24 protein-coding genes are annotated in these 25308 nt (G+C 67.8%); 5 read left to right on the plus strand and 19 right to left on the minus strand.

Annotated elements, in window-relative coordinates:
- Positions 1 to 102: 102 nt before the first annotated feature.
- The 5 genes from VMT40_RS26000 to VMT40_RS26020 all read right to left on the minus strand — a co-directional run bounded on the left by VMT40_RS26000 (position 103) and on the right by VMT40_RS26020 (position 5588).
- Complete coding sequence (locus VMT40_RS26000) at positions 103 to 759, minus strand: response regulator transcription factor (RefSeq protein WP_326361410.1); 657 nt, start codon at positions 757 to 759, stop codon at positions 103 to 105.
- The gene (locus VMT40_RS26005) at positions 726 to 1841 is read right to left on the minus strand and encodes a histidine kinase (RefSeq protein WP_326361411.1); all 1116 of its coding nucleotides are present in this window, start codon (positions 1839 to 1841) and stop codon (positions 726 to 728) included. The genes VMT40_RS26000 and VMT40_RS26005 overlap by 34 nt, the downstream gene beginning before the upstream one ends.
- 5 nt (positions 1842 to 1846) lie before the next feature.
- The gene (locus VMT40_RS26010; protein WP_326361412.1) at positions 1847 to 2335 is read right to left on the minus strand and encodes a hypothetical protein; all 489 of its coding nucleotides are present in this window, start codon (positions 2333 to 2335) and stop codon (positions 1847 to 1849) included.
- 63 nt (positions 2336 to 2398) lie between these two features.
- Positions 2399 to 3172: an enoyl-CoA hydratase-related protein gene (locus VMT40_RS26015; RefSeq protein WP_326361413.1), complete on the minus strand. Its 774-nt coding sequence runs from the start codon at positions 3170 to 3172 to the stop codon at positions 2399 to 2401.
- A gap of 64 nt (positions 3173 to 3236) precedes the next feature.
- Positions 3237 to 5588: a galactose oxidase-like domain-containing protein gene (locus VMT40_RS26020; protein WP_326361414.1), complete on the minus strand. Its 2352-nt coding sequence runs from the start codon at positions 5586 to 5588 to the stop codon at positions 3237 to 3239.
- Positions 5589 to 5742: 154 nt separating this feature from the next.
- Here VMT40_RS26020 and VMT40_RS26025 point away from each other — a divergent pair, with 154 nt between their 5' ends.
- Positions 5743 to 6168 carry a hypothetical protein gene (locus VMT40_RS26025; RefSeq protein WP_326361415.1) on the plus strand — a complete coding sequence of 142 codons (426 nt, stop codon included), beginning with the start codon at positions 5743 to 5745 and terminating at the stop codon, positions 6166 to 6168.
- Positions 6169 to 6278: 110 nt separating this feature from the next.
- On the opposite strand, the gene VMT40_RS26030 is transcribed toward VMT40_RS26025, so the two are convergent.
- Both VMT40_RS26030 and VMT40_RS26035 read right to left on the minus strand, forming a co-directional pair.
- The gene (locus tag VMT40_RS26030; protein ID WP_326361416.1) at positions 6279 to 7382 is read right to left on the minus strand and encodes a DUF5685 family protein; all 1104 of its coding nucleotides are present in this window, start codon (positions 7380 to 7382) and stop codon (positions 6279 to 6281) included.
- Positions 7383 to 7461: 79 nt separating this feature from the next.
- Positions 7462 to 8316 (minus strand): LysR family transcriptional regulator, encoded by an 855-nt coding sequence (locus VMT40_RS26035; protein ID WP_326361417.1) that lies wholly within the window; start codon positions 8314 to 8316, stop codon positions 7462 to 7464.
- Positions 8317 to 8415: 99 nt separating this feature from the next.
- On the opposite strand from VMT40_RS26035, the gene VMT40_RS26040 reads away from it, so the two are divergent.
- The gene (locus VMT40_RS26040) at positions 8416 to 9132 is read left to right on the plus strand and encodes an SDR family oxidoreductase (protein WP_326361418.1); all 717 of its coding nucleotides are present in this window, start codon (positions 8416 to 8418) and stop codon (positions 9130 to 9132) included.
- 4 nt (positions 9133 to 9136) lie between these two features.
- Here VMT40_RS26040 and kstD read toward each other — a convergent pair whose 3' ends face one another.
- From kstD to uvrC, 10 genes are all read right to left on the minus strand, one after another.
- Positions 9137 to 10813 carry a 3-oxosteroid 1-dehydrogenase gene (gene kstD, locus VMT40_RS26045; protein ID WP_326361419.1) on the minus strand — a complete coding sequence of 559 codons (1677 nt, stop codon included), beginning with the start codon at positions 10811 to 10813 and terminating at the stop codon, positions 9137 to 9139.
- Between the two features lie 410 nt (positions 10814 to 11223).
- On the minus strand, positions 11224 to 11442 hold the full coding sequence (locus VMT40_RS26050) for a hypothetical protein (RefSeq protein ID WP_326361420.1): 219 nt from the start codon (positions 11440 to 11442) through the stop codon (positions 11224 to 11226).
- A gap of 82 nt (positions 11443 to 11524) precedes the next feature.
- Positions 11525 to 11953 carry a nitroreductase/quinone reductase family protein gene (locus VMT40_RS26055; protein ID WP_326361753.1) on the minus strand — a complete coding sequence of 143 codons (429 nt, stop codon included), beginning with the start codon at positions 11951 to 11953 and terminating at the stop codon, positions 11525 to 11527.
- 61 nt (positions 11954 to 12014) lie between these two features.
- Positions 12015 to 12800, minus strand: a complete 786-nt coding sequence (gene tpiA / locus VMT40_RS26060; RefSeq protein ID WP_326361421.1) for a triose-phosphate isomerase — start codon at positions 12798 to 12800, stop codon at positions 12015 to 12017.
- Positions 12801 to 12803: 3 nt separating this feature from the next.
- Positions 12804 to 14015, minus strand: coding sequence for a phosphoglycerate kinase (locus VMT40_RS26065; RefSeq protein WP_326361422.1), 1212 nt, complete (start codon positions 14013 to 14015; stop codon positions 12804 to 12806).
- 5 nt (positions 14016 to 14020) lie between these two features.
- Entirely contained in the window at positions 14021 to 15037 is a 1017-nt protein-coding gene (gene gap, locus VMT40_RS26070; protein ID WP_326307809.1) for a type I glyceraldehyde-3-phosphate dehydrogenase, read from the minus strand.
- Between the two features lie 213 nt (positions 15038 to 15250).
- The gene (gene whiA, locus VMT40_RS26075; RefSeq protein ID WP_326307810.1) at positions 15251 to 16234 is read right to left on the minus strand and encodes a DNA-binding protein WhiA; all 984 of its coding nucleotides are present in this window, start codon (positions 16232 to 16234) and stop codon (positions 15251 to 15253) included.
- Positions 16225 to 17280 (minus strand): gluconeogenesis factor YvcK family protein, encoded by a 1056-nt coding sequence (locus VMT40_RS26080; RefSeq protein WP_326307811.1) that lies wholly within the window; start codon positions 17278 to 17280, stop codon positions 16225 to 16227. Before VMT40_RS26080 ends, whiA begins: the two co-directional genes overlap by 10 nt.
- Positions 17277 to 18269 (minus strand): RNase adapter RapZ, encoded by a 993-nt coding sequence (rapZ, locus tag VMT40_RS26085; protein WP_326361423.1) that lies wholly within the window; start codon positions 18267 to 18269, stop codon positions 17277 to 17279. Before rapZ ends, VMT40_RS26080 begins: the two co-directional genes overlap by 4 nt.
- A gap of 226 nt (positions 18270 to 18495) precedes the next feature.
- A complete protein-coding gene (gene uvrC, locus VMT40_RS26090) occupies positions 18496 to 20679 on the minus strand; it encodes an excinuclease ABC subunit UvrC (protein WP_326361424.1) in 2184 nt (727 codons plus the stop codon).
- Between the two features lie 153 nt (positions 20680 to 20832).
- Here uvrC and VMT40_RS26095 point away from each other — a divergent pair, with 153 nt between their 5' ends.
- Together VMT40_RS26095 and VMT40_RS26100 are read left to right on the plus strand one after the other, a co-directional pair.
- On the plus strand, positions 20833 to 21039 hold the full coding sequence (locus VMT40_RS26095) for a hypothetical protein (protein WP_326361425.1): 207 nt from the start codon (positions 20833 to 20835) through the stop codon (positions 21037 to 21039).
- A 222-nt stretch (positions 21040 to 21261) separates the two neighbouring features.
- Positions 21262 to 21612: a hypothetical protein gene (locus VMT40_RS26100; protein WP_326361426.1), complete on the plus strand. Its 351-nt coding sequence runs from the start codon at positions 21262 to 21264 to the stop codon at positions 21610 to 21612.
- A gap of 57 nt (positions 21613 to 21669) precedes the next feature.
- On the opposite strand, the gene VMT40_RS26105 is transcribed toward VMT40_RS26100, so the two are convergent.
- Positions 21670 to 22881 (minus strand): winged helix-turn-helix domain-containing protein, encoded by a 1212-nt coding sequence (locus VMT40_RS26105; RefSeq protein ID WP_326361754.1) that lies wholly within the window; start codon positions 22879 to 22881, stop codon positions 21670 to 21672.
- 146 nt (positions 22882 to 23027) lie between these two features.
- On the opposite strand from VMT40_RS26105, the gene VMT40_RS26110 reads away from it, so the two are divergent.
- Positions 23028 to 24689 (plus strand): FAD-binding dehydrogenase, encoded by a 1662-nt coding sequence (locus VMT40_RS26110; RefSeq protein WP_326361427.1) that lies wholly within the window; start codon positions 23028 to 23030, stop codon positions 24687 to 24689.
- 56 nt (positions 24690 to 24745) lie between these two features.
- On the opposite strand, the gene VMT40_RS26115 is transcribed toward VMT40_RS26110, so the two are convergent.
- On the minus strand, positions 24746 to 25243 hold the full coding sequence (locus VMT40_RS26115; protein WP_326361428.1) for a hypothetical protein: 498 nt from the start codon (positions 25241 to 25243) through the stop codon (positions 24746 to 24748).
- Positions 25244 to 25308 lie beyond the last annotated feature (65 nt).

The following is a 25308-nucleotide window of genomic DNA, read 5'->3' on the forward strand; positions in this document are numbered from 1 at the left end:
GCGCTGGCAGGTTCGCAATCCATGTTTAGATTGCAATATCTACAGATTCGGATAGCCGTGGCTTGGACTGTGCCTGCTCGGCGCGATATTCGTGCCCTACCCTCAGCGAGCCAGTCCTGTGCGGTGCGCGTAGGCGATGGCCTGGCCGCGATCGCGCACCCCGAGCTTGCCGAACAGCGAATTGATGTGCGTCTTCACCGTGCTCACGCCGATGAACAGCGCCTTGGCGATCTCGGTGTTGTTGTGCCCCTGGGCCATCAGCCGGAGCACATCTCGCTCCCGGTCGGTGAGATCGACCGGCGGTTCCTGTGGCGCGTCGAGACCGGAGAGCACACGGCGGCCCACCTCGGCGGCCAAGGTGGTGTGACCGCTGGCCACCGAGCGAATGGCGGCGGCGATCTCGGCGCGACCCGCATCCTTGGTGAGATAGCCGCGCGCACCCGCGCGCAGCGCACCGGCGATGGAGGCGTCATCGGCGTAGGTGGTCAGCACCAGGACGGCGGTCTCGGGATGCTGGGCCGTGATGGCGGCGGTGGCCGCGACGCCGTCGATGCCGGGCATGCGCAGATCCATCAGCACCACCCGAGGTTTCACGCGGCGGACCAGATCGACGGCCTCCGCACCGTCGCGGGCCTCCCCCACCACCCGCATGTCGGGCAGCAGGGACAGCACCGTGGTGAGACCGTCGCGCACCGTGGTCTGATCGTCGGCCACCACCACGGTGATCACTTCTGCGGCAGCAGGATTCGCACCGTCCACCGATCACCCTCCTTCCCGGCGGCCAGGCTGCCGCCCGCCGCTTCGATACGCTCCCGCATGCCGAGCAGACCCGCGCCGGATCCGCTGCCGCCGAGCGATAGCCGGTGCGCGGCAACGGGATTGGAGATCACCGCCTCGACCTGACCAGCACTGTCACGGAGACTGAGCGTAACCGGTTGCCCGGGAGCGTGTTTGCGGGCATTGGTCAGCGCTTCCTGCACCGAACGGGTGAGCGCCACCGCCACCTGTTCATTGGCCGGATTGACGGCGATATCCACGCGCTCCGCCAATGCACCACCGGCACTGCGATGTTCGTCGATGACGCGACGCAGCTCGGCAGCGGTGTCGAAGCGTTCCGAACGCAGCGCTCCCACCACCCGCCGAGCGTCGGCCAACCCGGACACCGCCAGCTCGTGCGAGGCCTTGACCCGTTCGGCGGCCCGGTCCACCTCCCCCGCCTCGAGCAGCGCGTCGGCGGCATCCAGTTGGAGGACCAGCCCGCCGAGCGTGTGGGCCAGCACATCGTGAATATCCCGGGCGATGCGACCGCGTTCGGCCAAGGCGGCGGCGCGGTCGCGTTCGGCGCGAATGATCCGATTCTGTTCCACCAGTAGCCGATTGCGTTCGGCGACCGCACGCGCCTGTCGTCGGCTCCAGCCCGCCAGGCCGATCACGATCGCGCCGACTATCAGCCCGAAGAGGGCGCGACCGTTGCCGCTCAGCAGTATCGAGATACCCATGAGCACGGTGGTGCCCAACGCCAGCAGCGGCCCGAACCACAGCGGTTCGGTCACCAGGCTGATGGCGATGAAAATGGCCGCCAGCGCGCTGATCGCGGATCCGGCCGTCTGGGTGACGGTCAATCCCCCGCCGATCGCCATGGCACTCAGCGAGATTCGTTCCAGCGCGGACTGCAGCGGCGAGACGAGCCAGCCCGCCCAGCCCAGCCACGACAGCACCACCAGGGCCGCCACCCAGGGCCGATGGAACAGCTCCGCGCTCGCCGAGGACGACACCACGGCAATGAGCCCGACCAGGCGCAGCAGCCTGGACAGGCTCGAGGTGGGATCGAGGGCCGACATCGGTCTCAGTGTGCCGCAACCATGCGCGCCTGTTCCGCCCGCCGGGCCAACACCAGCGCGCGCCCGGCCCGATTCAGCGCCACCACCAGCAGGATCGCGCCGATCGAGGTCACCGCCTCGGCACCGGACATTCGGGCCACCACATCCACCCCGATGCGCACCGCCAGCAGCACGATCCACAGCGCCGACCCGATCCACCCGGTCCGCGCCTCCAGGCCCTCGGCACCGGTTCGGACCTGGGAGAGCAGACCCATCACCAGACCGAATCCGAGACCCAGCGCCGCCGACAGGGCCAAGAGCGCCACGGCCGTCACGCTCGGGCTCCCGCCCGCGAGCACGGATTTCATCTGCAGAAATCCGACCAACCCGAGAATGATCGGCCCCCGCCACAACCGGGTTGGATCCAACACCTGCCACTGCGTCTGCCGGTACATGATCCACCCGATCACCAGCACCGCGACCAGACCTTCGACCACCGCGTTCTGCAAGTTCATGCCTCTACGGTCGCGGTCGAGCGCCGCTGAACCCACCACCTCAGGGTGGAGGCCGGGTGGAAACTAATCGGGCCACACCGGCTGACGCTTCTCCAAGAACGCGGCCATTCCCTCACGCGCGCCGGGCAATTGGGAGGCGGCGGCCATGACCTCGCGGGCGAGGGTGTAGGCGTCGGCCTCGGGGCGGTCGAGTTGGGCGTAGAGGGTGCGTTTGCCGAGGGCCTTGCTGGCGCGGCTGCCGCGGGTGGCCCGGGCGAGGAGGTCGGCGACGGCGGTGTCGAGTTCCGCGTCGGGGACGGCGTAGTTGATCAGGCCCCAGTCGACGGCCGTACGGGCATCGATGACATCGCCGGTGAGGGCCAGTTCCATCAGACGTTTGCGACCGATGGACCGGGCGACCGGGACGGCCGGGGTGTGGCAGAACCACCCGCCCTTGCCGCCGGGGAGGGCGAAACCCGCGGATTCGGCGGCGACGGCCAGGTCGCAGGAGGCGACCAGTTGGCATCCGGCAGCGGTGGCCAGGCCGTGCACGCGGGCGATCACCACCTGTGGGAGCGCCTCGAGGGTGGTCATCACCTGCTGGCAGAGGGTGAGCAGCTCACGCACCTCGAGCAGGTACCGGGCGGAGACGTCGGCGAAATCGTGCCCGGCGCTGAAAACCGGTCCGGTGGCGGCCAGCACCACGCCGGTGGCGTCGGTCTCACCGGCCGCCTCGAAGGCGGCGAGCAGTTCGGCGAGATGGTCGGCGGACAGCGCGTTGCGGCGGTCCGGGCGATTCATGGTGACGGTGATGGTGTCGCCGTCGCGCTTCACGAGCAGGTGCCGGTACTCGGTCATGAATCCACCGTAGTGCGAGTCACCGCATGCCAACCCGGATTTCGGACCGGACCGGGCTCGGGGGTCAGACCGGGGAAGGCGTCGACTCGAGCCGCAGCCAGCGACCGGTGGAAGGGATGCCGTTGGTGTCCACCACAACGACGAGGTACCAGCCGGGTGGGGCGAGGGCCGGATTGGACGGCATGGCGACGGTGAGGGTCCCGGCGTCGGTGTGGGTGATGGGCAGGTCGACGATGCGCTGGTTGTTGTCGCAGGAATGGGTGCAGGAGGTGGGGTGCATGAGGTTGACCTCGCGGATGGTGGCCGCGGTGGTCAGGGTGAGGGTCGCGCCGTATTCGACCGTGCCGCTGGATATTTCGAGGTCTGGTCGAGCGCCCTTGAAAAGGTAGGGCGGCCAGAACACTTCGATGCGCAGCTCCTCGGTCTTGCGCATCGGATTCGATCCCGCCGTGATCACCTTGCCGTCCGGGGTCAGCAGCGCCACCGAATGATAGAGGCGCGCCACGCGTTCCGGCGCGGTCGGTGCCCAGGTTCCGGCGACCGGGTCGTAGATCTCGCCATGGGGCGGAACCGAATCCGCCATCTCCTCCATGCCGGAGCCGCCCGCCACCAGCACGGTCCGGTCGGGCAGCAGCACCGCGCACACGTGCATGCGCGGGTAGGTCATCGCCGGTCCCATCCGATAAGCGGGTGCGGCGGCGCTCAGATCCACGATTTGGGTGTCGGCCGAGGCCATTCCGGGGCCGTGCGGGTCGACCGACCCGCCGCCGATGAGCATCACGCGCTGTGCCTGCGCGGGTGGCAGCAGCACACTGGTCGACTGGCTGCGGGTTTCGGGGTCGTAGAGTCCCGGAACCTCGGTGACGGCACCGGTGGCGGTGTCCCAGATCGAGGGACGCATGCCATTGTCGGTGCCGAACTGCCCGCCGGTGTAGAACACCCGGTCGTCGGCGAGCAGGATCAGGTGCGCGTAGGTCGGGATCGGTCCGGGCACCGGCAGTGTGGACCAGGTGAGCGTGGTCGGATCGAACACCTCCGGCGTCTCCGACAGGAAGCCGTCCGCACCCAGTCCCGAGACCGCCACCACCGCGCCCGTTTTCAGTGCGGCGAGCGTGGGATACCAACGGCCGAAGGTCATATCGGGCTGTGTTTCCCACGTCAGGGTCTGCGGATCGAAGAGCATGGCGTCCTTCAGGCCGAAGAACGGGTCATACTGTCCGGTGCCGCCCGCGGCCAGCAGGCGACCGTCGGGCAGGAACGCCTGCCCCGAGCAGAACAGGTCGATCGGCGTGGCGGGCGCGGACAGCCCCGGGTTCGGGTAATGCCAGACGCGCGTGCGAAAGTCGTGGGCATTCAAGCGATCCGGATCATTGCCCGATCCGGCGAAGAACAGCACGTCACCGGTGTGCAGCAGGGCCGCGTGCACCGGGTTGATCTCGGTGCCGAAATCCAGGATGCGCCAGGTGCCTTCGGTGGCGGCGGTGGCCAGATCGGTGTCGAGGTCGAGCACCCGCAGGTATCCCGCGTTGCCGCCCTGGGGATGGTCGATGACACAGACGACCAGCTGCGGCAGCCCGCCCGTGCCCGGCAGCAAAGCAATTGCCGCGCCCTCGTTTTCCCAGAATCCCCAGTCCGGGACGTGCGACCACCGACTCCACCCGTCCACGCAGTGCCCGCTGCCGTCCAGTCCCCAGCCGATGGTGTAAAGCCCGGCATTGCCGTTCTGCGGGTGATCGATGGTGAAGACGATCAGTTCCGGTCGCCCGTCCCCGTCCAGGTCGGCGACGGTCATGCCCGCGCCCTGGTTCTCCCAGCCCCACCAGTCCGGAATCGCCACCCACGGTGTCCATTCCGCCACCGAGCCGTCCGCGCCGAGCCCCTTGGCGAGCCGGAACTGGCCGCTGTTCTGGCCGTCCGGATTGTCGACGGTCATGACCGCCAGCACCGGCCGACCGTCGAGGTGGGTCAGACAGATGTCCGCGCCCTGGTTCTCCCAGCCGTACCAGTCCGGAATCTGTTGCCACGCGGTCCATCCGCCGGTGACCGCGCCGTCGGCGTCGAGATCGCGGCCGATGCGGTAGTAGCCCTGGTTCTGCCCGGCGGGATTGTCGACGACCAAGACCACCAGATCCGGGCGGCCATTGCCGTTCAGGTCACCGAGCGCGATGCCCGCGCCTTGGTTCTCCCAACCCCACCAGTCGGGCACCTGCTGCCACGGTCCCCAGTCGCGGACCGTCCCGTCGGCGGCCAGGGCGTGTCCGACGCGGTAGTTGCCGGTGTTCTGACCTGGCGGATTGTCGACCATCAGGACCACCGCGTCGAGCGTCCCGTCCCCGCTCAGATCGGCGACGGCCAGCCCGCAGTCCTGGTTGTCCTGGGAGAACCAATCCGGAATGGGAACGAATTGTGGTGCCACACAGGCAATCATGATCGCCCAGGGCGGGTTCCGGCGTCCGTTGTCCGAATTCCTCCGGCGGCGGATTTCGCCAGGTTGGTGGAAACGCCCCCGGCGAGCCTTCCCAGCCACTACCCTCCGAAACGCTCTCGTTTCACACAGCTCGAGGAATCTCATGAAGAAAACCGTCTGGGCCAACGGCCTCGCCCTCACCGCCGCCGCGCTGCTCGCGACCACCGGGACCGCGAACGCCGCCCTCCCCACCACCATGGGCAGCGACTCCACCTTCAAGGTCGGCATCGACATCCAGCCGGGCGTCTACAAGACCACGACCGCCGTGAGCGCGTGCGTCTGGGCACGACTGTCGGCCATCACCCCCGACGCCAGCGCCACCATCCAGACCGGCGGCGCGATCAATGGCACGGCCACCGTCGAGATCAAGCCCACCGATGTCGCGTTCTTCACCAGCGGCTGCGGCACCTGGACCCTGCAGACCACCACCACGACCTCGGGGTCCTCGGGCTCGAGCAATGGCTCCAGCAGCGGCAGCGCGGGCAACCTGATCGGCAGCCTGCTGTCCTCGGGATCCAGCAACCACTGACGGTCGAACCGCCGACCCGGAGAAGGCGGATTCGATGTACCGGCTGAGCCGGGAAATCGACACCGGCGGGGCCGGGTATCCGAGTATGCCCGGCCCCTCGCGGTGAGATCTCAACAGTCGCAGCAGGATTCCTCGCAGCAGCAACAGCCCTCTTCGCAACAGCAGCAACCCTCGCCGCAGCAGACGCAGCCCTCGCAACAGGGCAGGCAGCCCATGCCGCGGCGGCGCGGGGCACCGTAGTAGCCGGGACCCGGGCCGTAGCCCGGCGGCGGGCCGTAGCCGGGCGGCGGCGGTGGGCCCCAGGGGCCTTGGCCGCGACGCCGCCAGCGGCTCACGGGCGCGGTGTGGGTCGAGCAGACGGTGCCGCCGCCGAAGGTGCGGGTCACCGAACGGCCCAGCTCGTGCTTCAGCAGCTTGTGAATCAGCCTGCCATCGGTGAATTCCACATCCGCCAAGGCCAATTCGATACCCAGCAGGGCGTCCTTGCACAGGCGGTGCGCCTCGGTCACTTCGGTTCCCGTGGCCACCAAGGGATTCCACTTGCCGTGGGCAAGGTCGTCCTCGAGGTCCTCGACCGCGTCGACGAGATGCGCTATGCGGCCGAACAATCGACCGACCTCGGTCAGCGGTTCCTGATTGCCGGGCCGTCCGGCCAGGATCGCGGTGTGGCCGAACGCGGCGGCCGTCGCGGTCTCGGTCGGTTCGGTGACCTCCAGCAGCGGGGTGCCGATCACCGCCGCGGCCTCGATCTCACCCTGCCGATCCACCGCCGTCACCAGCACCCCGGTGTCGAAACCCAGTCCGGCACCGGTGGATTCGCCCTGCCGGGCCCAGCGCTCGGCGATCCGGCGGGCGGCGGGCCGGAATCCGGCCGTGCCCGCCACGCCATCATGATCGTCGACGTGATCGCGCACCTTCGCGGCGGCCAGCACCAGCGAGACCGTGGCGGCCAGCCGCACACAATCGCCGGTGGCGACATCGGCGCGCTTCATGCCGCGCAGCGGGCAGGGCCCGGCGGCACGGCGCGTGGGCGGCGCGGTCGACTGCGCCTCCACCAGGGCCGAAACGATCAGCCCGTCGTAATTGGTTGCCATGCGGGCGCTCTGACCGTGGTCGTCACGCAGTGCGAGACACAGCCCGCACAGTTGCGCCAGCCACGCCCGCCCGAGGTCCTCGCCCAGCCGATGACGGCAGGGCCGGATGATGCCGAACACATCATCGAAGGTAACCCCTTTGTCCCGGTTCATGCCGACGAATGCGGATCAGCGCGGGCTCAGCTGCGCCGATCGAATCTCACTGGGCGGCAAGGGCGGCGAACTCCTCGGCGTGTCGCACGACGCGATGCGCCGACCACGCCAGGCACACCTCATTGGGAGCGATATCGGTCACCGGGATGTGGGCGATGTCGGGGCGGGTGTAGAAGGTCATGACCGACAGCGGCAGGAAGATGATGCCGTGGCCCGCGGCGACATGTTCGAGCTTCTCCTCGACACTGCGGAAGGCCGGGACGACCGGACGGTCGGTACGCAGTTCGGTTGCCACGGCACGCCATTCGGGCACCAGGTCGGGGTCCTGGAGCAGGTGCTCCTCGGCGAGATCGGCGATCGACACCGCGTCCTTGCCCGCCAGGCGATGCTCGGCGGGCAGCACGACCACGCGCGGTTCGGTGTAGAGCGGGCGCACGGTGAGGCCGTGCGGATCGATGGGCAGGCGAACCAGGCTGACGTCGACGCGGCCGTCGTGCACGACCTCCGTTTGGTCGAACCAGTCGGTGCGCACCAATTCCACGGTGAGGCCCGGATGCCGGTCGGTGAGCGCGCGCACCGCGCCGGTCACGATCAGGCCCGGCATGAATCCGATCGTGAACGTGTCCGCTCCCGCCGCGGCACGAATCACTCTGCGCTGCAATGCTTCCGCCGATGCCAGCAGGGGCTTGGCCTCGATCAGCAGCTGCTCCCCCGCCGCCGTCAGCGCAGTGCCACGCCGATCGCGGGCGAACAATCGCGCGCCGAGTTCCTCCTCGAGCGCGCGAATCTGGCGCGACAGCACGGGTTGCGCGATGAACAGCTGTTCGGCGGCGCGACCGAAATGCAGGTGCTCGGCCACGGCCACGAAGTAGCGCAGCTTGCGCAGATCGACGTCGCTCATGCCCTCAGGGTATTACAGGCGGCGGGATAGGTCTTGGACTGCGGACGGGTGGAAAACCGAAGGTAGAGGGGCACAAGCACTTCCCTGAAAGGAAAAACGATGTCTCTCGACGGACAGCACGTCGTCATTCTCGGCGGTACTTCCGGCATCGGCTACGCGGTGGCGCGGGCGAGCGCCGCGCGGGGCGCGAAGGTCACCGTCGTGTCCAGTCGACAGGCCAATGTCGACAAGGCGGTCGCCGAACTCCCGGCCGGGGCCGGTGGCGTGGTCGCCGACCTCAACGACGCCGACCGCATCCGAGCGGTATTCGACGAACTCGGCGCGATCGACCACCTCGTCTACACGGCGGGCGAACCGCTGCTGCTCTCCCCCGTTACCGATCTGGATATCGACGCGGCGCGAAAGTTCTTCGAACTCCGCTACTTCAGCGTGCTGACCGCGGTGCAGGCGGCGCTACCGCACCTGCGGGCCGACGGTTCCATCACCCTCACCACCGGGACCGCCGGGCCGCGGCCGGTGCCGGGCTCCTCGGTCACATCCAGCGTCTGCGGCGCAGTCGAGGCGCTGACCCGCGCCCTGGCGGTCGAACTCGCGCCGATCCGCGTGAACGCGGTCATGCCCGGCGTGGTCCGGTCGCCGCTGTGGAACTTCCCGGAGGACCTGCGCGAACAGTTCTACGCCGACACCGCAGCCAACACGCCGTTGCGCCGCATTGCCGAAACCGACGACATCGCACAGGCTTTCGTCTTCTTCCTCACCCAACCCCACGCCACCGCCACCATCCTCCCCCTCGACGGCGGCGCAGTCCTCGCCTGACGGATCAGCGGGCGGCGTGGCGGGCGGCCAGGTAGCCGAAGACGAGGGCGGGGCCGATCGTCGCGCCGGGACCGGCGTAGGTGTGGCCCATCACCGGGGCGCTGGCATTGCCCGCCGCGTAGAGGCCCTCGATCGCCTCGCCGTTCTCCCGCAGGACCCGGCCGTCGATATCGGTGACCAGGCCTCCCTTGGTGCCCAGGTCGCCGGGGACCAGTGTCGCGGCGTAGAACGGACCCTGTTCCAGCGCACCGAGATTCGGGTTCGGGCGCTGGCGGGGATCGCCATAGTAGTTGTCGTAGGCGCTGTCTCCGCGTCCGAAGTCGGAATCCTTGCCCGCGCGGGCGAATTCATTGAATCGGGCTACCGTCGCCGCGAGTTTCTCGACCGGGAGGCCGATCTTCTCGGCGAGTTCGGGTAGCGAGTCGGCGCGGGTCAGCGCGCCGGACTTGAACCATCGGCCCGGCAGGGGCTGTCGCGGCGGGACGCCCGCGAACTGGTACCGGAGGCGGTAGCGCTGGTCGAAAATCAGCCAGGCGGGCAGGTTTTCGCCCGGCCCCTCGCCCTGTCCGTGGAGCCCGCCGTACATGCGGTGTGTGGCCTCCATATACGGCAGGCACTCGTTCATGAACCGCTCGCCCCGATCATTGACGATCACACTGCCCGGCAGATTGCGTTCGGCCAGGCAGAACCACGCCTCCCGCGGCAGCGGAATAGAGGGCCCCCACCACGCGTCGTCCATTAACTCAACCGCCCCGCCAACCGCTTGACCGGCCCGAATACCGTCACCGGTATTCGCTTCCGCACCCACGGTCCACTCGGTACCGATCGGTTCGCGCTGATACTGCTTGCGCATCACCTCGTTGTGCTCGAACCCGCCCGCCGCGATGATCACGCCCCGCCGGGCCGCAATCACCTGCTCGCGCCCCTCGCGCAACACCACCGCGCCGGTCACCCGGCCATTCTCGGTAACCAGCTCGACCAGCGGAGTATCCAGCCACAGCGGCACATTCGAAGAGAGGAGCCCCGCGCGCAGCATTGCGCTCAACGCCTGTCCACGTGCCAGCACACGCCGCCGCAAGACGATCGCCGCCAACCATCGTCCCGCGATCCCCAGGGCCGACAGCGGACTGCGCGGATTGCGCAAACCCAGGTGCAGCTGCCGGAACTCCGCCTGTGTCACAACGACATTCTTCGGAGCCTTCGCATAATCCGGCTCCAACGTCTCCAATTCGCCCCCGAGCCCCTTCGCGTTGTAGGGCACCGGCTCCACCGACCGCCCATGCGCCCGCCCACCAGGAGCTTCGGGATAGTAGTCGGAATACCCTGGCACCCAACGCATCCGCAGCGGAGCGTGCGCCGCGAGGAACTCGAACGCCTCCGACCCCCGATCGATATAGGCGTCGATCCGCGCTGGATCCACACCCGCCCCAATGATCTCCTTCAAGTAGATGCGCGCAGCCTCGAGATCATCCGCGGGCGCTTCCCGACGCAACTCCGCGTTCCCCGGAATCCACACGCCACCACCGGATCTGGCCGTGGACCCACCCCAGTTCCGGGCCTTCTCGACGATAACCGCCGACAGTCCGCACTTGGCGGCGGTCAGCGCCGCGGCCATCCCCGCCGCCCCCGATCCCACGACGACCACATCGAACGTCCCGGCAGTTTCCCTGTCGCCCTGCATGTTTCCCCAACTTCCGTGTTCTATTGTGTCGATCGCCCAGCGCCCGAAGGCCTTTCACAGTCCCGGACAAGACAAAGGGTGCGGCCGCGCGATGACGCGGCCGCACCCGGTATCAGATCTAAAGGTCCAGTACTGCTCTCAGCTTCATATCGACGCTATCCATGACTGCCGGGTCGATCCTATCGATACGTTCGGTAAGGCAGCCACGCCGCAGCTTCTCGAGCCCACCTCCGATGTCCAGCCAGCACGTTTGACCGTCGATAACGACTTCGACCGCGAGCATGTCACCCGGATCTTGGCCTGTGACGCGGATTCCGTACAAGATTCGATGAGGTGGACTGTCAATGAGTGCCTGCGTCGAGACCAGAACTGCGAGCCATTGATGAGTGAGAACGGTGTAGCGCCAAACCTCACCCCGCTGCACGGTACCCCCGTTCGGCATCGATGTGAGCCGCCGCATGGTCGATTTCGATCTCGGCCATTGCCTCGGCGGTTTCGTCGACCGACCGCGACTCAGGCGCGTAATCAGCGAGGATGTGGCGCCGCACCAGCTGTGACACCACAGCCGATGCGGACGTGCCACTGAACTTCGCAGCCGCATTGATCAGCTCAGCGGCAACGGGATCCACGGTTAGGTTCATTCGCACGGGGGAAATTCGCGAGGCCATTAAATGACCATACGCCTTGCGTGCATGATTTATGCACGAAACGCTACGCGCGGCGGAGGGCTAGGACGGGGATGGTGCGGATGCCTGCGGTTTTTTCGGCGTAGCCCGCGAAGCCGGGGTAGCGGGTGGCTTGGATGTCGTAGATGCGGTCTCGCTCGGGGCCTTTGATTTCAGTGATGGTTACCGGGAAGGTTTCGGTGCCTACTTCGACGTCGGTTTTTCCGGCGGCGAGGAGGTTGTGGTACCAGGCGGGGTTGGTGGGGGCTCCGGCGGCGGAGGCGAAGATGTAGAGGACGTTGGGGTCGTGGTCGTCGGCCTGATACATCAGCGGGGTCACGTGTTCGCGGCCGGATTTGCGGCCGCGGTGGTGGATGAGGATCATGGGGGCGCCTTCGAAGGGGCCGCCGACTCGGCCCTCGTTGGCGCGGAACTCGTTGATGATCGAGGTGTTCCAGTCGTCGCTCATGATCAGACATTCTGCCGAAAAAGGGCCGGGCATCCTGGGATGCCCGGCCCTTTTCCAGCGGAAACCGTTACGGCAGGGGGCCGCCAGCGGCAATCGCGGACAGGGTGGCGAACTCGTCACCCTTGAGCGAGGCACCGCCGACCAGCGCGCCGTCGATATCGGTCTGGCCGACCAGCTCGCCGACGTTCTTGGCGTTCACCGAGCCGCCGTAGAGGACCCGAACACCGGCCGCCACTTCGGGATTCGCCAGTTCGGCGAGCTCCTTGCGGATGGCGCCGCAGACTTCCTGCGCGTCGGCGGGAGTCGCGACCTTGCCGGTGCCGATGGCCCAGACCGGCTCGTAGGCGATGACGACCTTGGCGATCTCCTCGGCGGTGAGACCCTTGAGCGAGCCGCGCAGCTGCTCGAGGTTGTACTCGACGTGGGTTTTGGTCTCGCGCACGCCCAGGCCCTCACCGATGCAGACGATCGGGGTGATGCCGTACTTGAGCGCCTGCTTGGTCTTGGCCAGGACCGTGGCGTCGTCCTCGTTGTGGTACTGCCGCCGCTCCGAGTGACCCACCACGACGAACGAGCAGCCCAGCTTCGCGAGCATGGAACCGCTGATCTCGCCGGTGTAGGCGCCCTCGTCGTGGGTGGACACGTCCTGGGCACCGTAGGTGATCAGGAGACGGTCACCCTCGACCAGCGTCTGCACGCTGCGAATATCCACGAACGGCGGAATCACCGTCACGTCGACCTTGTCGAAGTACTTCTCCGGCAGCGCGAATGCGATCTTCTGCACCAGGGCGATGGCCTCGAGGTGATTGAGGTTCATCTTCCAGTTGCCAGCGATCAAAGGCTTACGTGCCATGATTCAGTCCTCCAGCACGGCGAGGCCGGGAAGTTCCTTGCCCTCCAGGTATTCCAGCGACGCGCCGCCGCCGGTGGAGATGTGCGAGAAACCGTCCTCGGGCAGACCCAGGGTGCGCACGGCCGCGGCCGAGTCGCCGCCGCCGACGACGGTGAACGCGCCCTTCGAGGTGGCGGTCGCGATGGCCTCGGCGACACCGCGGGTGCCCGCCGCGAACTTCTCGAACTCGAACACACCCATCGGGCCGTTCCAGAACACCGTCTTGGCCTCGGTCAGCAGCGCCGCGAAACGCTTGACCGACTCCGGACCGACGTCCAGACCCATCCAGCCGTCGGGAATCTCGTTGGCGGCCACGGTCTTCGAGTCCGCGTCGGCCGCGAACTTGTCGGCCACCACGATGTCCACCGGCAGGTGGATGACGTCGCCGTACTTGTCCAGCAGCTCCTTGCAGGTCTCGATCATCTCGTCCTGCAGCAGCGAGGTGCCCACCGGAAGTCCTTGCGCCGCAAGGAAGGTGAAGCACATGCCGCCGCCGATGACGAGCGTGTCGACCTTGGGCGCGAGCGCCTCGATGACCGCCAGCTTGTCGGAGACCTTCGAGCCGCCGAGCACGACCGCGTAGGGCCGCTCGGTGTCGGAGGTGAGCTTGCGCAGCACCTCGGTCTCGGCCGCGACCAGCGTGCCCGCGTAGTGCGGCAGCAGCTTGGCCACGTCGTAGACCGACGCCTGCTTGCGGTGCACCACACCGAAACCGTCGGACACGAACGCGCCGTCGTCGCCGACCAGCTCGACCAGGGCGGCCGCGAGCTTCTTACGGTCCGCCTCGTCCTTGCTGGTCTCGCGCGGATCGAAGCGAATGTTCTCCAGCAGCAGCACATCACCGTCGGTGAGGCCCTCGGAGCGGGCCAGGGCATCCTGGCCGACCACGTCACCGGCGAGCTGCACATTGCGGCCCAGCTCCTCCGACAGTCGCGCGGCGACCGGGGCGAGGGAGAACTTCGGGTCCGGCTCACCCTTCGGGCGGCCCAGGTGCGCGGTCACGATCACCTTCGCGCCTGCCTCGGCCAGCGCCTTGATGGTCGGCGCGGACGCGATGATGCGGCCCGGGTCGGTGATGACGCCATTGTCGAGGGGCACGTTCAGGTCGGAGCGCACCAGCACGCCCCGACCCTCGACACCCTCGTTCAGCAGATCCTGGAGTGTCTTGATCGCCATAGGGATTACAGCGACTTGCCGACGAGGCCGACCAGGTCGGCGAGACGGTTGGAGTAGCCCCACTCGTTGTCGTACCAGGAAGCGACCTTGACCTGGTTGTCGATGACCTGGGTCAGCGGCGCGTCGTAGATGGACGAGTGCGGGTCGGTCACGATGTCGGAGGAGACGATCGGATCGACGTTGTACTTCAGGATGCCCTTCATCGGGCCGTCCGCGGCGGCCTTCATGGCGGCGTTGACCTCGTCGACCGAGGCGGCCTTGCGCAGGTCCACGGTCAGGTCGGTGAGCGAACCGGTCGGGACCGGCACGCGCAGCGCGTAACCGTTGAGCTTGCCGAGCAGCTCGGGCAGCACCAGGCCGATGGCCTTGGCGGCACCGGTGCCGGTCGGGACGATGTTCAGCGCGGCAGCGCGAGCGCGACGCAGATCCTTGTGCGGGGCGTCCTGCAGGTTCTGGTCCTGGGTGTAGGCGTGGACCGTGGTCATCAGGCCGCGCTCGATGCCGAAGGAGTCGTTGAGCACCTTGGCGATCGGGCCCAGGCAGTTGGTGGTGCACGAGGCGTTCGAGATGATGTTCTGCGAGCCGTCGTACTTGTCGTCGTTGACGCCCATCACGATGGTGATGTCCTCATCGGTGGCGGGCGCGGAGATGATGACCTTCTTGGCACCGGCGGCCAGGTGGCCCTTGGCCTTGGCGGCGTTGGTGAAGATGCCGGTGGACTCGACGACCACGTCGACGCCCAGGTCACCCCACGGCAGCGCCGACGGGCCTTCCTTGATCTCGAGGGCCTTGATCCGCTGGTCACCGACGACGATGAAGTCACCGTCCAGGGAAACGTCCTGCGGCAGGCGGCCGAGGATCGAGTCGTACTTCAGCAGCGTGGCAAGGGTCTTGTTGTCGGTGAGGTCGTTGACCGCCACGATCTCGATGTCAGTCTGGCCGAGGGCCTTCTGCGCCTCGACGGCGCGGAAGAAGTTGCGCCCGATGCGGCCGAAGCCGTTGATCCCTACCCGGACAGTCACGTTTTCGCTCCTCAGCTTTGCGGATCGTTTCCGTTGCGCCATTAACCCTAGACCTGTAACGGAAACATCACGGACACACCCCCGCCACGGCGAACTACGGAACGTTCACTCTCGTCACACACGACGGAAGCGCCGCGACCCCAAGGGGTTGCGACGCTTCCGAACGGAATAACTCGGCGGTTGTGCCGCAGTTTACTCACGCGAGTGCGTGTTTCACGCCTCTTCGAGCAGTTCTGCGGTGACGGCACTTTCGGTATCGGGGATGCCGAGTTCCTTGGCGCGCCGGTCCGCCATCGACAGCAGACGCCGAATCCGGCCCGCCACAGCGTCTTTCGTCATCGGCGGATCGGCCAGCTGGCCGAGTTCCTCCAGCGACGCCTGCCGGTGCAGCACGCGCAGCTTGCCCGCGGCGGCCAAGTGGTCGGGCACATCGTCGCCCAGGATCTCGAGGGCGCGTTCCACCCGGGCCGCGGCGGCCACGGCCGCGCGGGCCGAACGCCGCAGGTTGGCGTCGTCGAAATTCGCCAGCCGGTTCGCGGTGGCCCGGACCTCGCGGCGCATGCGCCGCTCCTCCCAGGTGAGCCGGGTGTCCTGCGCGCCCATGCGTGTGAGCAGGGCGCCGATGGCCTCGCCGTCGCGCACCACCACGCGATCGGTGCCGCGCACCTCGCGCGCCTTGGCCGAGATGCCCATGCGCCGGGCGGCACCCACGAGGGCAAGCGCGGCCTCGGGTCCCGGGCAGCTCACCTCGAGCGCGGAGGAACGGCCCGGCTCGGTGAGCGAGCCGTGCGCGAGAAACGCTCCGCGCCAAGCGGCTTCGGCATCGCCGATGCTGCCGCCGACCACCTGCGCGGGCAGGCCCCGCACCGGACGGCCGCGCACGTCGAGGAGGCCGGTCTGACGCGCCAGCGCCTCGCCCTCCTTGGAAACCCGCACCACGTACCGGGAGGTTTTCCGGAGCCCGCCCGCGCCGAGGACATGCACGTCCGAGCCGTACCCGTACAGCTCGAAGATTTCTCGACGCAGCCGACGCGCGATGGAACCCATGTCCACCTCGGCCTCGACGATCACGCGACCGCCGACGATGTGCAATCCACCGGCGAACCGCAGTAGCGCGGACAGTTCGGCCTTGCGCGAACTCACCTGTGAAACAGAGAGTCGGCTCAGCTCGTCCTTCACTTCCGCTGTCATCGCCACGAGACGCGCTCCTTTCCACCCAACCCGGACCGCACACGTTGGCCCATATGCCGTCCTTCGACTCGAAGCCCTGCTGATTCCGGCCGAGGTTGCCGGATCACCTGATCCAGTGCGGCGGCAAGCTTTCCGGGGTGGTGCCGGTCCGTCCCCGCCTCGGCGACATCAGCGAAGGTTACTCGTGCACGCAGCTGTTCGGCAGCTCTTGCCAGATGTTCGCGTTCCCTACCCTCGGGTACGGAACCCGAGTCGACCAAAACATGGTCGACTGTGAAATCCGGTGCGTGCTGGGACAATACATGCAGGTGCCGCTCCGCGGAGAATCCGGCCGTTTCGCCCGGTTCGGCGGCGAGGTTGAGCACCAGCACTTTCCGGGCACGCGTATGCAGGAGCGCTTCGTGCAATTCGGGCACGAGCACGTGCGGGATGACGCTGGTGAACCAGCTCCCGGGGCCCAACACCACCACGTCGGCGTGCTCGATGGCCGAGGTCGACTCCGGGCAGGCGGGCGGATCCGAGGGGATCAGCCGGACCCGGCGCACCTTGCCGGGCGTGGTCGCCACCGCCACCTGGCCGCGAATGCAGCGGCTCACGCGCGGATCGCCTTCCAGCCCAGACACATCCGCCTCGATGGTGAGGGCGATGGGCGACATGGGTAGCACGCGGCCGGTGATGCGCAGGATCTTCCCGGCCTCGTCGAGCGCCGCGACCGGGTCGCCCAGCTCCTCGGTGAGGCCCGCCAGAATCAGATTGCCGACCGAATGCCCGGCCAGCGCGCCGGTCCCGCCGAAGCGGTGTTGCAAGGTTCGCGCCCAGATGCCGTCGGCCTCTTCGGCCAAGGCCGCCAAGGCCATTCGTAGATCACCCGGGGGCAGCATGCCCAGCTCGGCCCGCAGTCGACCCGAGGAACCGCCGTCGTCGGCGACGGTCACCACCGCGGTGATCTTGCGCGTCAAGCGCCGGATCGCCGTCAGGGTGGAGTACAGCCCATGCCCACCGCCGAGCGCCACGATGGCCGGATTGGCGGTGCGGCCGTTCGTCTCGCTCATTCCCGCCCCAGATCCCGATGGACCACGCGCACCACGTCGCCGGTGTCCTTGTTCGATGCCAGCGCATCCCCCAGCGCCTCCGCTACGGCCACACTGCGGTGCTTGCCGCCGGTGCAGCCCACTGCCACGGTCATGTATCGCTTCCCCTCTTGGCGGTAACCCTCGGTCGTCAGGTCGACGAGATGCCGCGCGGTGCCCAGATAGTCCTGGGCGCCGGGGCGCGACAACACATATTCGCTGACCGGGGCGTCCTGCCCGGTCTTTTCGCGGAGTTCGGGAATCCAGTGCGGATTCGGTAGGAAACGCAAATCGAACACCATATCGGCGTCGAGCGGGACCCCGTACTTGAAACCGAAGGATTGAACGGTCAGCTGCAGCACGGTGGCGGCGTCGCCGCCGTAGACCTCCTCGAGCTTGCGGTGCAGCTGGTGGATGGACAGGGCGGTGGTGTCGATGACCACGTCGGCGGCCGTCTTCACCGGGTCCAGGCGGCGGCGCTCGGCCGCGATACCGGCGGTCAGGGTGCCGTCGGCGCTCTCACTCTGCAGCGGGTGCCGCCTGCGGGCGAAGCCGAAGCGGCGGATCAGCACGTCGTCGGAGGCCTCGAGGAACAGGATGCGGGTGCGCACGCCCGCCGCCCGTAGCTGTTCGCCGACCGCGGCGAGGTTTCCGGTGAAGAACCGGTTGCGCACGTCCATGACGAGCGCCAACTTGCGGATGGGCGGCTCGGCGCCGGAGCCGAGTTCGACCATGCGCCCGATCAATTCGGGCGGGAGATTGTCGGCCACGTAGTAGCCGAGGTCCTCGAGCACCTTGGCGGCGGTGCCGCGACCGGCGCCGGACAGTCCGGTCACGATCACGACTTCCACGGGTGCGGATGCGGAATCGGGAGTGGACCGACCGCGCTCGGCCGTCGGCTGGGGATCACTGTGCTCGGTTGCTGCCTTGCTGTTTTCGGCCGTATGGGTATTGGCTTCGACGCGCGTCATGTCCTACCGGTTCGTGTCTGGAGTTCCCTCGATCATCCTGCACCGATGCCCGGAAACGCGGCAGGCACACGAGGGGAGCGCAACCTAGCTGTGATTTGCGCTCCCGACCTGCACACGCGGCGTGTCGCGATTTTCCCGATCGGCGTGTCGCACTCTACCCGGTGCGTCTGTCTTCGACGCGCTGTGGCGCGCGGGGCGCGCGACACACCGAGGAACTCGCCGAGGACTACTGAGACTGGACGGCACCACTGTGGCTGGAGGGGTCGTCGGCGGGTTGCGTGTGCAACGCCGCCAAGACCGCTTTGGCGGTCGCCACACCGATGCCGGGGACCTCGGTGATCTGCTCGACGCTCGCCTGCTTGAGCTTGGCCACCGAGCCGAAGTGCTGGACCAGAGCGGTCTTTCGGGCCGCGCCCAGACCCGGCACCGCGTCCAGCACCGAGGCGGTCATCCGCCGCGAACGCTTGGAGCGGTGGAAGGTGATGGCGAAGCGGTGGGCCTCGTCGCGCACGCGCTGCAGTAGATACAGCGCCTCACTGGTACGCGGCATGATGACCGGGTCCGGCTCGTTGGGTACCCACACCTCTTCCAGGCGCTTGGCCAGGCCGATGACCGCGACATCGGTGATGCCCAGTTCGTCGAGCACTTCGGCGGCGGCGTTCACCTGCGGTGCGCCACCGTCGACCACGTAGAGGTTCGGCGGGTAGGAGAACCGGCGCGGCTTGCCGGTCTTCGGGTCGATGCCCGGGGGTAGATCGGATTCCATTGCGTCCGAACCGGATTCGAGGTCGGCGGCCTCGGCGGCGTCGAGATCGCGGCGTAGCTTGCCGAAGCGGCGGCGGGTCACCTCGGCGATGGAGCCGACATCGTCGGAGCGACCCTCGCCCGCGGCCTCCTTGATGCTGTAGTGCCGGTATTCGGACTTGCGGGCCAGGCCGTCCTCGAAGACGACCAGCGAGGCCACCACATCGGTGCCCTGCACGTGCGAGATGTCGACGCATTCGATGCGCAGCGGCGCGCTGTCCAGATCGAGGGCGTCCTGGAGTTCCTGCAGCGCGGCCGAGCGGGCGGTCAGGTCACCGGCGCGCTTGAGCTTGTGCTGGGCCAGGGCTTCCTGCGCATTGCGCTGCACGGTCTCGGCGAGAGCCTTCTTGTCGCCGCGCTGCGGCACCCGCAGCTGCACCGCCGAACCCCGCAGCCCCGAGAGCCAATTCTGCACCTGCTCATGATCATTCGGCAGCGCCGGGACCAACACCTCGCGCGGAACGACCGCGCCCGGCTGCTCATCCCCGCTCTGTTCGGCGACCGCGGTCTGCTCCCCGTAGAACTGTGTGAGGAACTGCTCGACCAGCGCGGCCAACTCGCCATCGGCCCGCGCCCCGCCCGGCTCGGCCCGTCCCGGCTCGACGCTCTCGGCAGCGGCTCCGGTCGCCGCGTCCGAGCCCTCGACTGCCGCGCCGGTTACGACCGAACCCGCGACAGCTTCATCGCTCGTCTGGGCCGGGTCGGGCCCTTCCAGGTCCAGGGCGTCACCGGATTTGTCGACCACCCAACCGCGTTGACCGCGAACGCGCCCGTCACGCACATGGAAGACCTGGACGGCGACCTCGAGTTCGTCCACCGCGAAGTTGATGACATCGGCGTCGGTGCCGGTGCCCAGCACCACGGCCTGCTTCTCGAGGGCCCGCTTGAGCGCCTGGACATCGTCGCGCAGGCGGGCGGCGAGCTCGAAGTCGAGTTCGTCGGCGGCCTCGTGCATGCGGCGCTCGAGCTGTTTGACCAGGCGATCCGTCTTGCCGGAGAGGAAGTCGCAGAAGTCGTCCACGATTTGGCGGTGCTCGGCCGCGCTCACCCGGCCGATGCAGGGTGCGGAGCATTTGTCGATGTAGCCGAGCAGGCAGGGGCGGCCGATCTGACTGTGCCGCTTGAAGACTCCCGCCGAACAGGTGCGGACCGGGAACACGCGCAGCAGCAGATCGAGGGTCTCGCGAATGGCCCAGGCGTGCGCGTAGGGGCCGAAGTAGCGCACGCCCTTCTTGCGCGCACCGCGGTAGACGAACACGCGCGGGTATTCCTCGTTCAGGCTGACCGCCAGCACCGGATACGACTTGTCGTCGCGGTAGCGGACATTGAAGCGCGGATCGAATTCCTTGATCCAGTTGTATTCCAGCTGTAGCGCTTCCACCTCGGTGGACACGACCGTCCACTCGACGCCCGCCGCCGTGGTGACCATCTGCCGGGTGCGCGGATGCAGCCCGGCCACGTCCGCGAAGTACGAGTTCAGGCGGCTCCGCAGGCTTTTCGCCTTACCGACATAGATGACCTGCCCGTACTTGTCCCGGAACTTGTAGACGCCGGGTTCGACGGGAATGGTGCCCGGGGCGGGCCGGTAGGTCGCGGGATCTGCCACGCGTCCAGGTTAGTCATGCCCTCCGACACACCGGTCGCGCCACCGGCCCGCCGACCGACATGCGGGTGGACGCCCCTGAACGCCTGGGCTCGGCCATCCGCCGACGTCCTCGTGACGAAGTATCCGCAAGATCAGTTCAGAGAGGGGAACGCCATGATCCGCCTGCGCCTGCGCCGCCGTTCACTCGCCATCGCCGGGGCCACCTGCCTGGCCGCCGCCGCCCTGGTGGCCGTGACCATGCCCGCCGCCGAGGCCGAGGCAGGCCCGATCTACGTCTACGGCGACTACCTCAAACACGAAAACCCCACCATCTGTGCTGCCACCCTGTCGAATTCACACACCGAGCGACTCGTCGCCTAGCTCGACGAACCCTCCGAATGACCGGGCGCGCATTCTTGCAGCGCGTGCAATCACGCAGGCACTGCCACATCGGGCGGTCGCGCAGCACGGTGATGCCGCGAGTCGGGGGCGACGCGCCACGCCGGGGGATGGATCTCGGCGAGTTTCGGCGGTGTGGCGGGTTGCGCGGTCAGTATGGGTCGAACCGTTTTTGATCTGTCCGTATACGAGGGAGCTTGTTCGATGACCAATCGTCACCATCTCCACCCGCGTCGCCGGTCGCTCGCGCTCGGTTCCGCACTCGGTATCGGCGCGGCCGGTCTGATCTCGCTGTCGGCGGCTCCGGCCGCGCACGCGGATTCGGTCTGCCGGATCGATAAGACGCTCGACACCGCCACCTTCACCTGCCCCGAGAACGCCTGGTACGCCGCGGTGGTGGAGTGCCTGGGCATGCGTCAGGTGGGCAGCGGCTACCAGTCCCCCACCTACATCGTGGGCGATTCGCCGCGGCCGCTGATCCCGATGACCATCGAGTGCAAGGGCGAGGGCAAGAACGGCATCGTGCTCAACGCGTGGACCGACGGGCCGTTCTGACCAACTGCGGGTGACGTCGGCGCGATACCGGCGAGGCCCGTCCGATAGAGGTGAGATCTAGGCGATCTCGCGCCGCAATTCCGGTGCGAGATCGCCTTTTTCACCGACCTGGACGGTGTCGAGCCCGAGCCAGTCGGCCATGTCGCGCAGCGCCCGCGCCAGTTCACCCGCGACGCGCGTGGCGTCGCGCCCGGGTTCGAGGAACGCGCCCGGCACCAGCAGCCGCCCGGTCGAGCGTTCCGCGCGTAGGTCCACCCGGGCCACCAGCTCACCGTCCAGCAGGAACGGGAAGACGTAATACCCGTGCACGCGTTTGTGTTCCGGCGTGTAGATCTCGATGCGGTAGTGGAAGTCGAAGAGCCGCTCGGTGCGATCCCGGAAGAAGATAAGCGGATCGAACGGGCACAGCAGCGCCGATCCCGCGACGCGGCGTGGCGTGCGCGCCTCGGCGTGCAGGTAGGCGGGCCTGTCCCAGCCCTGGACGGTCACCTGCTCCAATTCGCCCAACGCGAGCAATTCCGCGATGGCGGGCTCGGTTTGACTCCGCTTGAGCCGGTAGTAGTCGCGCAGATCGGTCTCGGTGCCGATCCCGTGCGCCCGCGCGGCCCGACGCACCAACTCGAGCACCGCTTCCGACTCGCTCGGCTCGTGCGCCAGCACCTCGGCCGGGATCACAGCGCCGGTGAGGTCGTAATAGCGCTGGAACCCAACGCGTTTGGACACCGTCAGCTCCCCCGCCGAGAACAGCGCCTCACACACGATCTTGGTGTCGCTGTGGTTCCACCCCCAATGATCCTTGGCGCGTGGCCGATCCAGCTCCAGATGCCGCTCCACCTCCCCCGCGGTGCTCGGCCCGAACTCCTTGACCACACTCAGCACATCGTCGGCCAGCATCGGATTGCGTTCGAACACCTCGCGAAACCCGCGCCACCGCCCGAGCCGGTAATCGACCATGCGCCACCGCATGAGCGACCAGTCCTCGACCGGAATCAGCGCCGCCTCGTGCGCCCAATACTCCACCAACCGCCGCGGCCGCCGCGCCGAATGCGACCACGCCGCCTCGTCCAGGAAGCCCTGGTCGTACGCCCCGATCCGGCTGAACACCGGCGCGTAATGCGCCCGCACCACCGCCGACACCGAATCCAACTGCAGCAGCCGGGTGCTGTCGAGCACCTTCATGACCGTGCGACGGGTGGGCGGCCCACTCGGCCGCGCACCCGCGAACCCCTGGGCTGCCAAAGCGGTGCGGCGCGCCGCCGCGAGTGTCATCGATCCGGGCGTGGAAATCGGCACACTCGAACCATGCCACGGCCCACCGACAACCTCGTTCGATACATCCCTGTATCGAGCTCCTGTACAGCGGCCACCTCGTTCGATACATTCGTGTATCGAACCTCTAGCGCAAGGAAGCGGGCATGATCGAGAACCCGGATGTCATCGTCGTCGGCGCCGGTCTAGCCGGTCTCGTCGCCACCCACGAGCTGGTCAAGGCGGGGCGGCGCGTGCTCGTCCTGGACCAGGAGAATCGCGCGAACCTGGGCGCGCAGGCGTTCTGGTCGCTGGGCGGGCTCTTCTTCGTGGACAGCCCGGAACAGCGGCGGCTCGGTGTCAAGGACAGTCTCGAACTGGCCCTGCAGGACTGGTTCGGGTCGGCGCAGTTCGATCGCGAGGACGAGGACCATTGGGCCCGGCAGTGGGCGCGCGCGTACGTCGAATTCGCGGCCACCGAGAAGCGGCAGTACCTCTACGACCTCGGCCTGCGGGTCACCCCGGTGGTCGGCTGGGCCGAGCGCGGCGGGCTCACCGCCGACGGCCACGGCAATTCGGTGCCGCGCTTCCACCTCACCTGGGGCACCGGGCCCGAGGTCGTGCGTGTCTTCCTGGAACCGGTCCTCGCGGCCGAGAAGCGCGGGCAGGTCGGCTTCGCCTTCCGCCATCGCGTGGATGAGCTCGTCGTGGAGAACGACGCCGTGACCGGTGTGCGCGGCAGCGTGCTGGAACCCTCGCAGGAGGCCCGGGGAGTCGCCTCGTCACGAACCATCGTGGGCGAGTTCGAACTTCACGCCAAGGCGGTCATCGTCGCCTCCGGCGGCATCGGCCACAATCACGACCTCATCCGCCGCAACTGGCCCACCGACCGCCTGGGCCCGTGCCCCGAGCACATGATCTCCGGCGTCCCCGCGCACGTGGACGGCCGCATGCTGGCGATTACCGAGGCCGCGGGCGGTCGCATCGTGAACCGGGATCGCATGTGGAACTACACCGAGGGCATTCACAACTGGGATTCCATCTGGCCCGATCACGCCATCCGCATCATTCCCGGGCCGTCCTCGCTGTGGTTCGACGCCAATGGAAAGCGCATGCCCGCACCGGCTTTCCCGGGCTTCGACACCAATGCCACCATGAAGCAGATCCTGTCCACCGGCTACGACTACTCGTGGTTCATTCTCAACCAGTCGATCATCGAGAAGGAATTCGCGCTCTCCGGGTCGGAGCAGAATCCCGATATCACCGGCAAGGACCTGAAACTCGCGCTCAAGAGCCGGGTGGCCAAGGGCGCGCCCGGACCGGTGGAGGCGTTCAAGCAGCACGGCGTGGACTTCGTGGTCGCCGACACCCTGGCGGAACTCATTGCGGGCCTGAACAAGATCTCCCGCGGCCCGCACCTGGATCTCGCCGATATCGAGCGGCAGATCGTGGCGCGCGATCGGGACGTGGCCAACAAGTTCAGCAAGGACGCCCAGTTGATGGCCGTCAACAATGCCCGCCGCTTCCTCGGCGACAAGGTCCGGGTGGCGACGCCGCACCGGATCCTCGATCCCGCGCACGGCCCGCTCATCGGCGTGCGGTTGAACATCCTGACCCGAAAGACCTTGGGCGGCTTGCAGACCAATCTCGATTCGCAGGTCATGCGGCCGGACGGCACCCCGTTCCCGGGCCTGTACGCCGCGGGTGAGGTCGCCGGTTTCGGTGGCGGCGGCGTGCACGGCTACAACGCGCTGGAGGGCACGTTCCTGGGCGGCTGCATCTTCTCCGGCCGCAATGCCGGTCGCGCGCTGGGACGCAGCCTGACCTAGGACCTCGACGAAAACGCCTGCCGCCCACCCTCATCCGATGGGCGGCAGTCTTCGTCTCAGGCCAGCGCGAACCAGCGGTAGAGGTCCCGACGCAGCAGCAGCGCCAGCACGACGCCCGACACCATGACTCCGATCAACACGGTGAAAGGCCCAACGCCGGTGGGCATTTCGGCCGACACCAACGTGAAGATCCCCAAAAACACCTGCAGGCTGGCCAATCCCAGCGCGGTGATCCAGATCCAGCGCGAACGCAGCCCGAAAAGCAGTGCGACACCGCCGATCACCCAGGCCGCGAAGAACTGTCCGAGGCTGCCGACCACGGAGGCCGCGCCGCCCGCGATGGACAGCAGACCGTGCAGGACCGCGAGTCCCATGGCCGCCAAGGCGGCGAACTGGGTTTCCCGGACCTTGCCGGGGACGTCGATCTCGGCGCTATCACGACGCAGCCCCCGCACCGTGTCGAGAATCCGGGCGAAAAATGTGGTCGGAACACCGTTTTCCGCGGCAACGGGTGTCATATCCACCTCGTCGGCACAAGCCGTTTGCGAACTCACAGCACTCCTCATCGAGTAACCCCTGGTCACGCGCCCCCTGCGAACGCGCTCAACCTGACGCTAAC

It is taken from the genome of Nocardia sp. CDC160 (assembly GCF_035818795.1).
In the GTDB taxonomy this organism is placed as follows: domain Bacteria; phylum Actinomycetota; class Actinomycetes; order Mycobacteriales; family Mycobacteriaceae; genus Nocardia.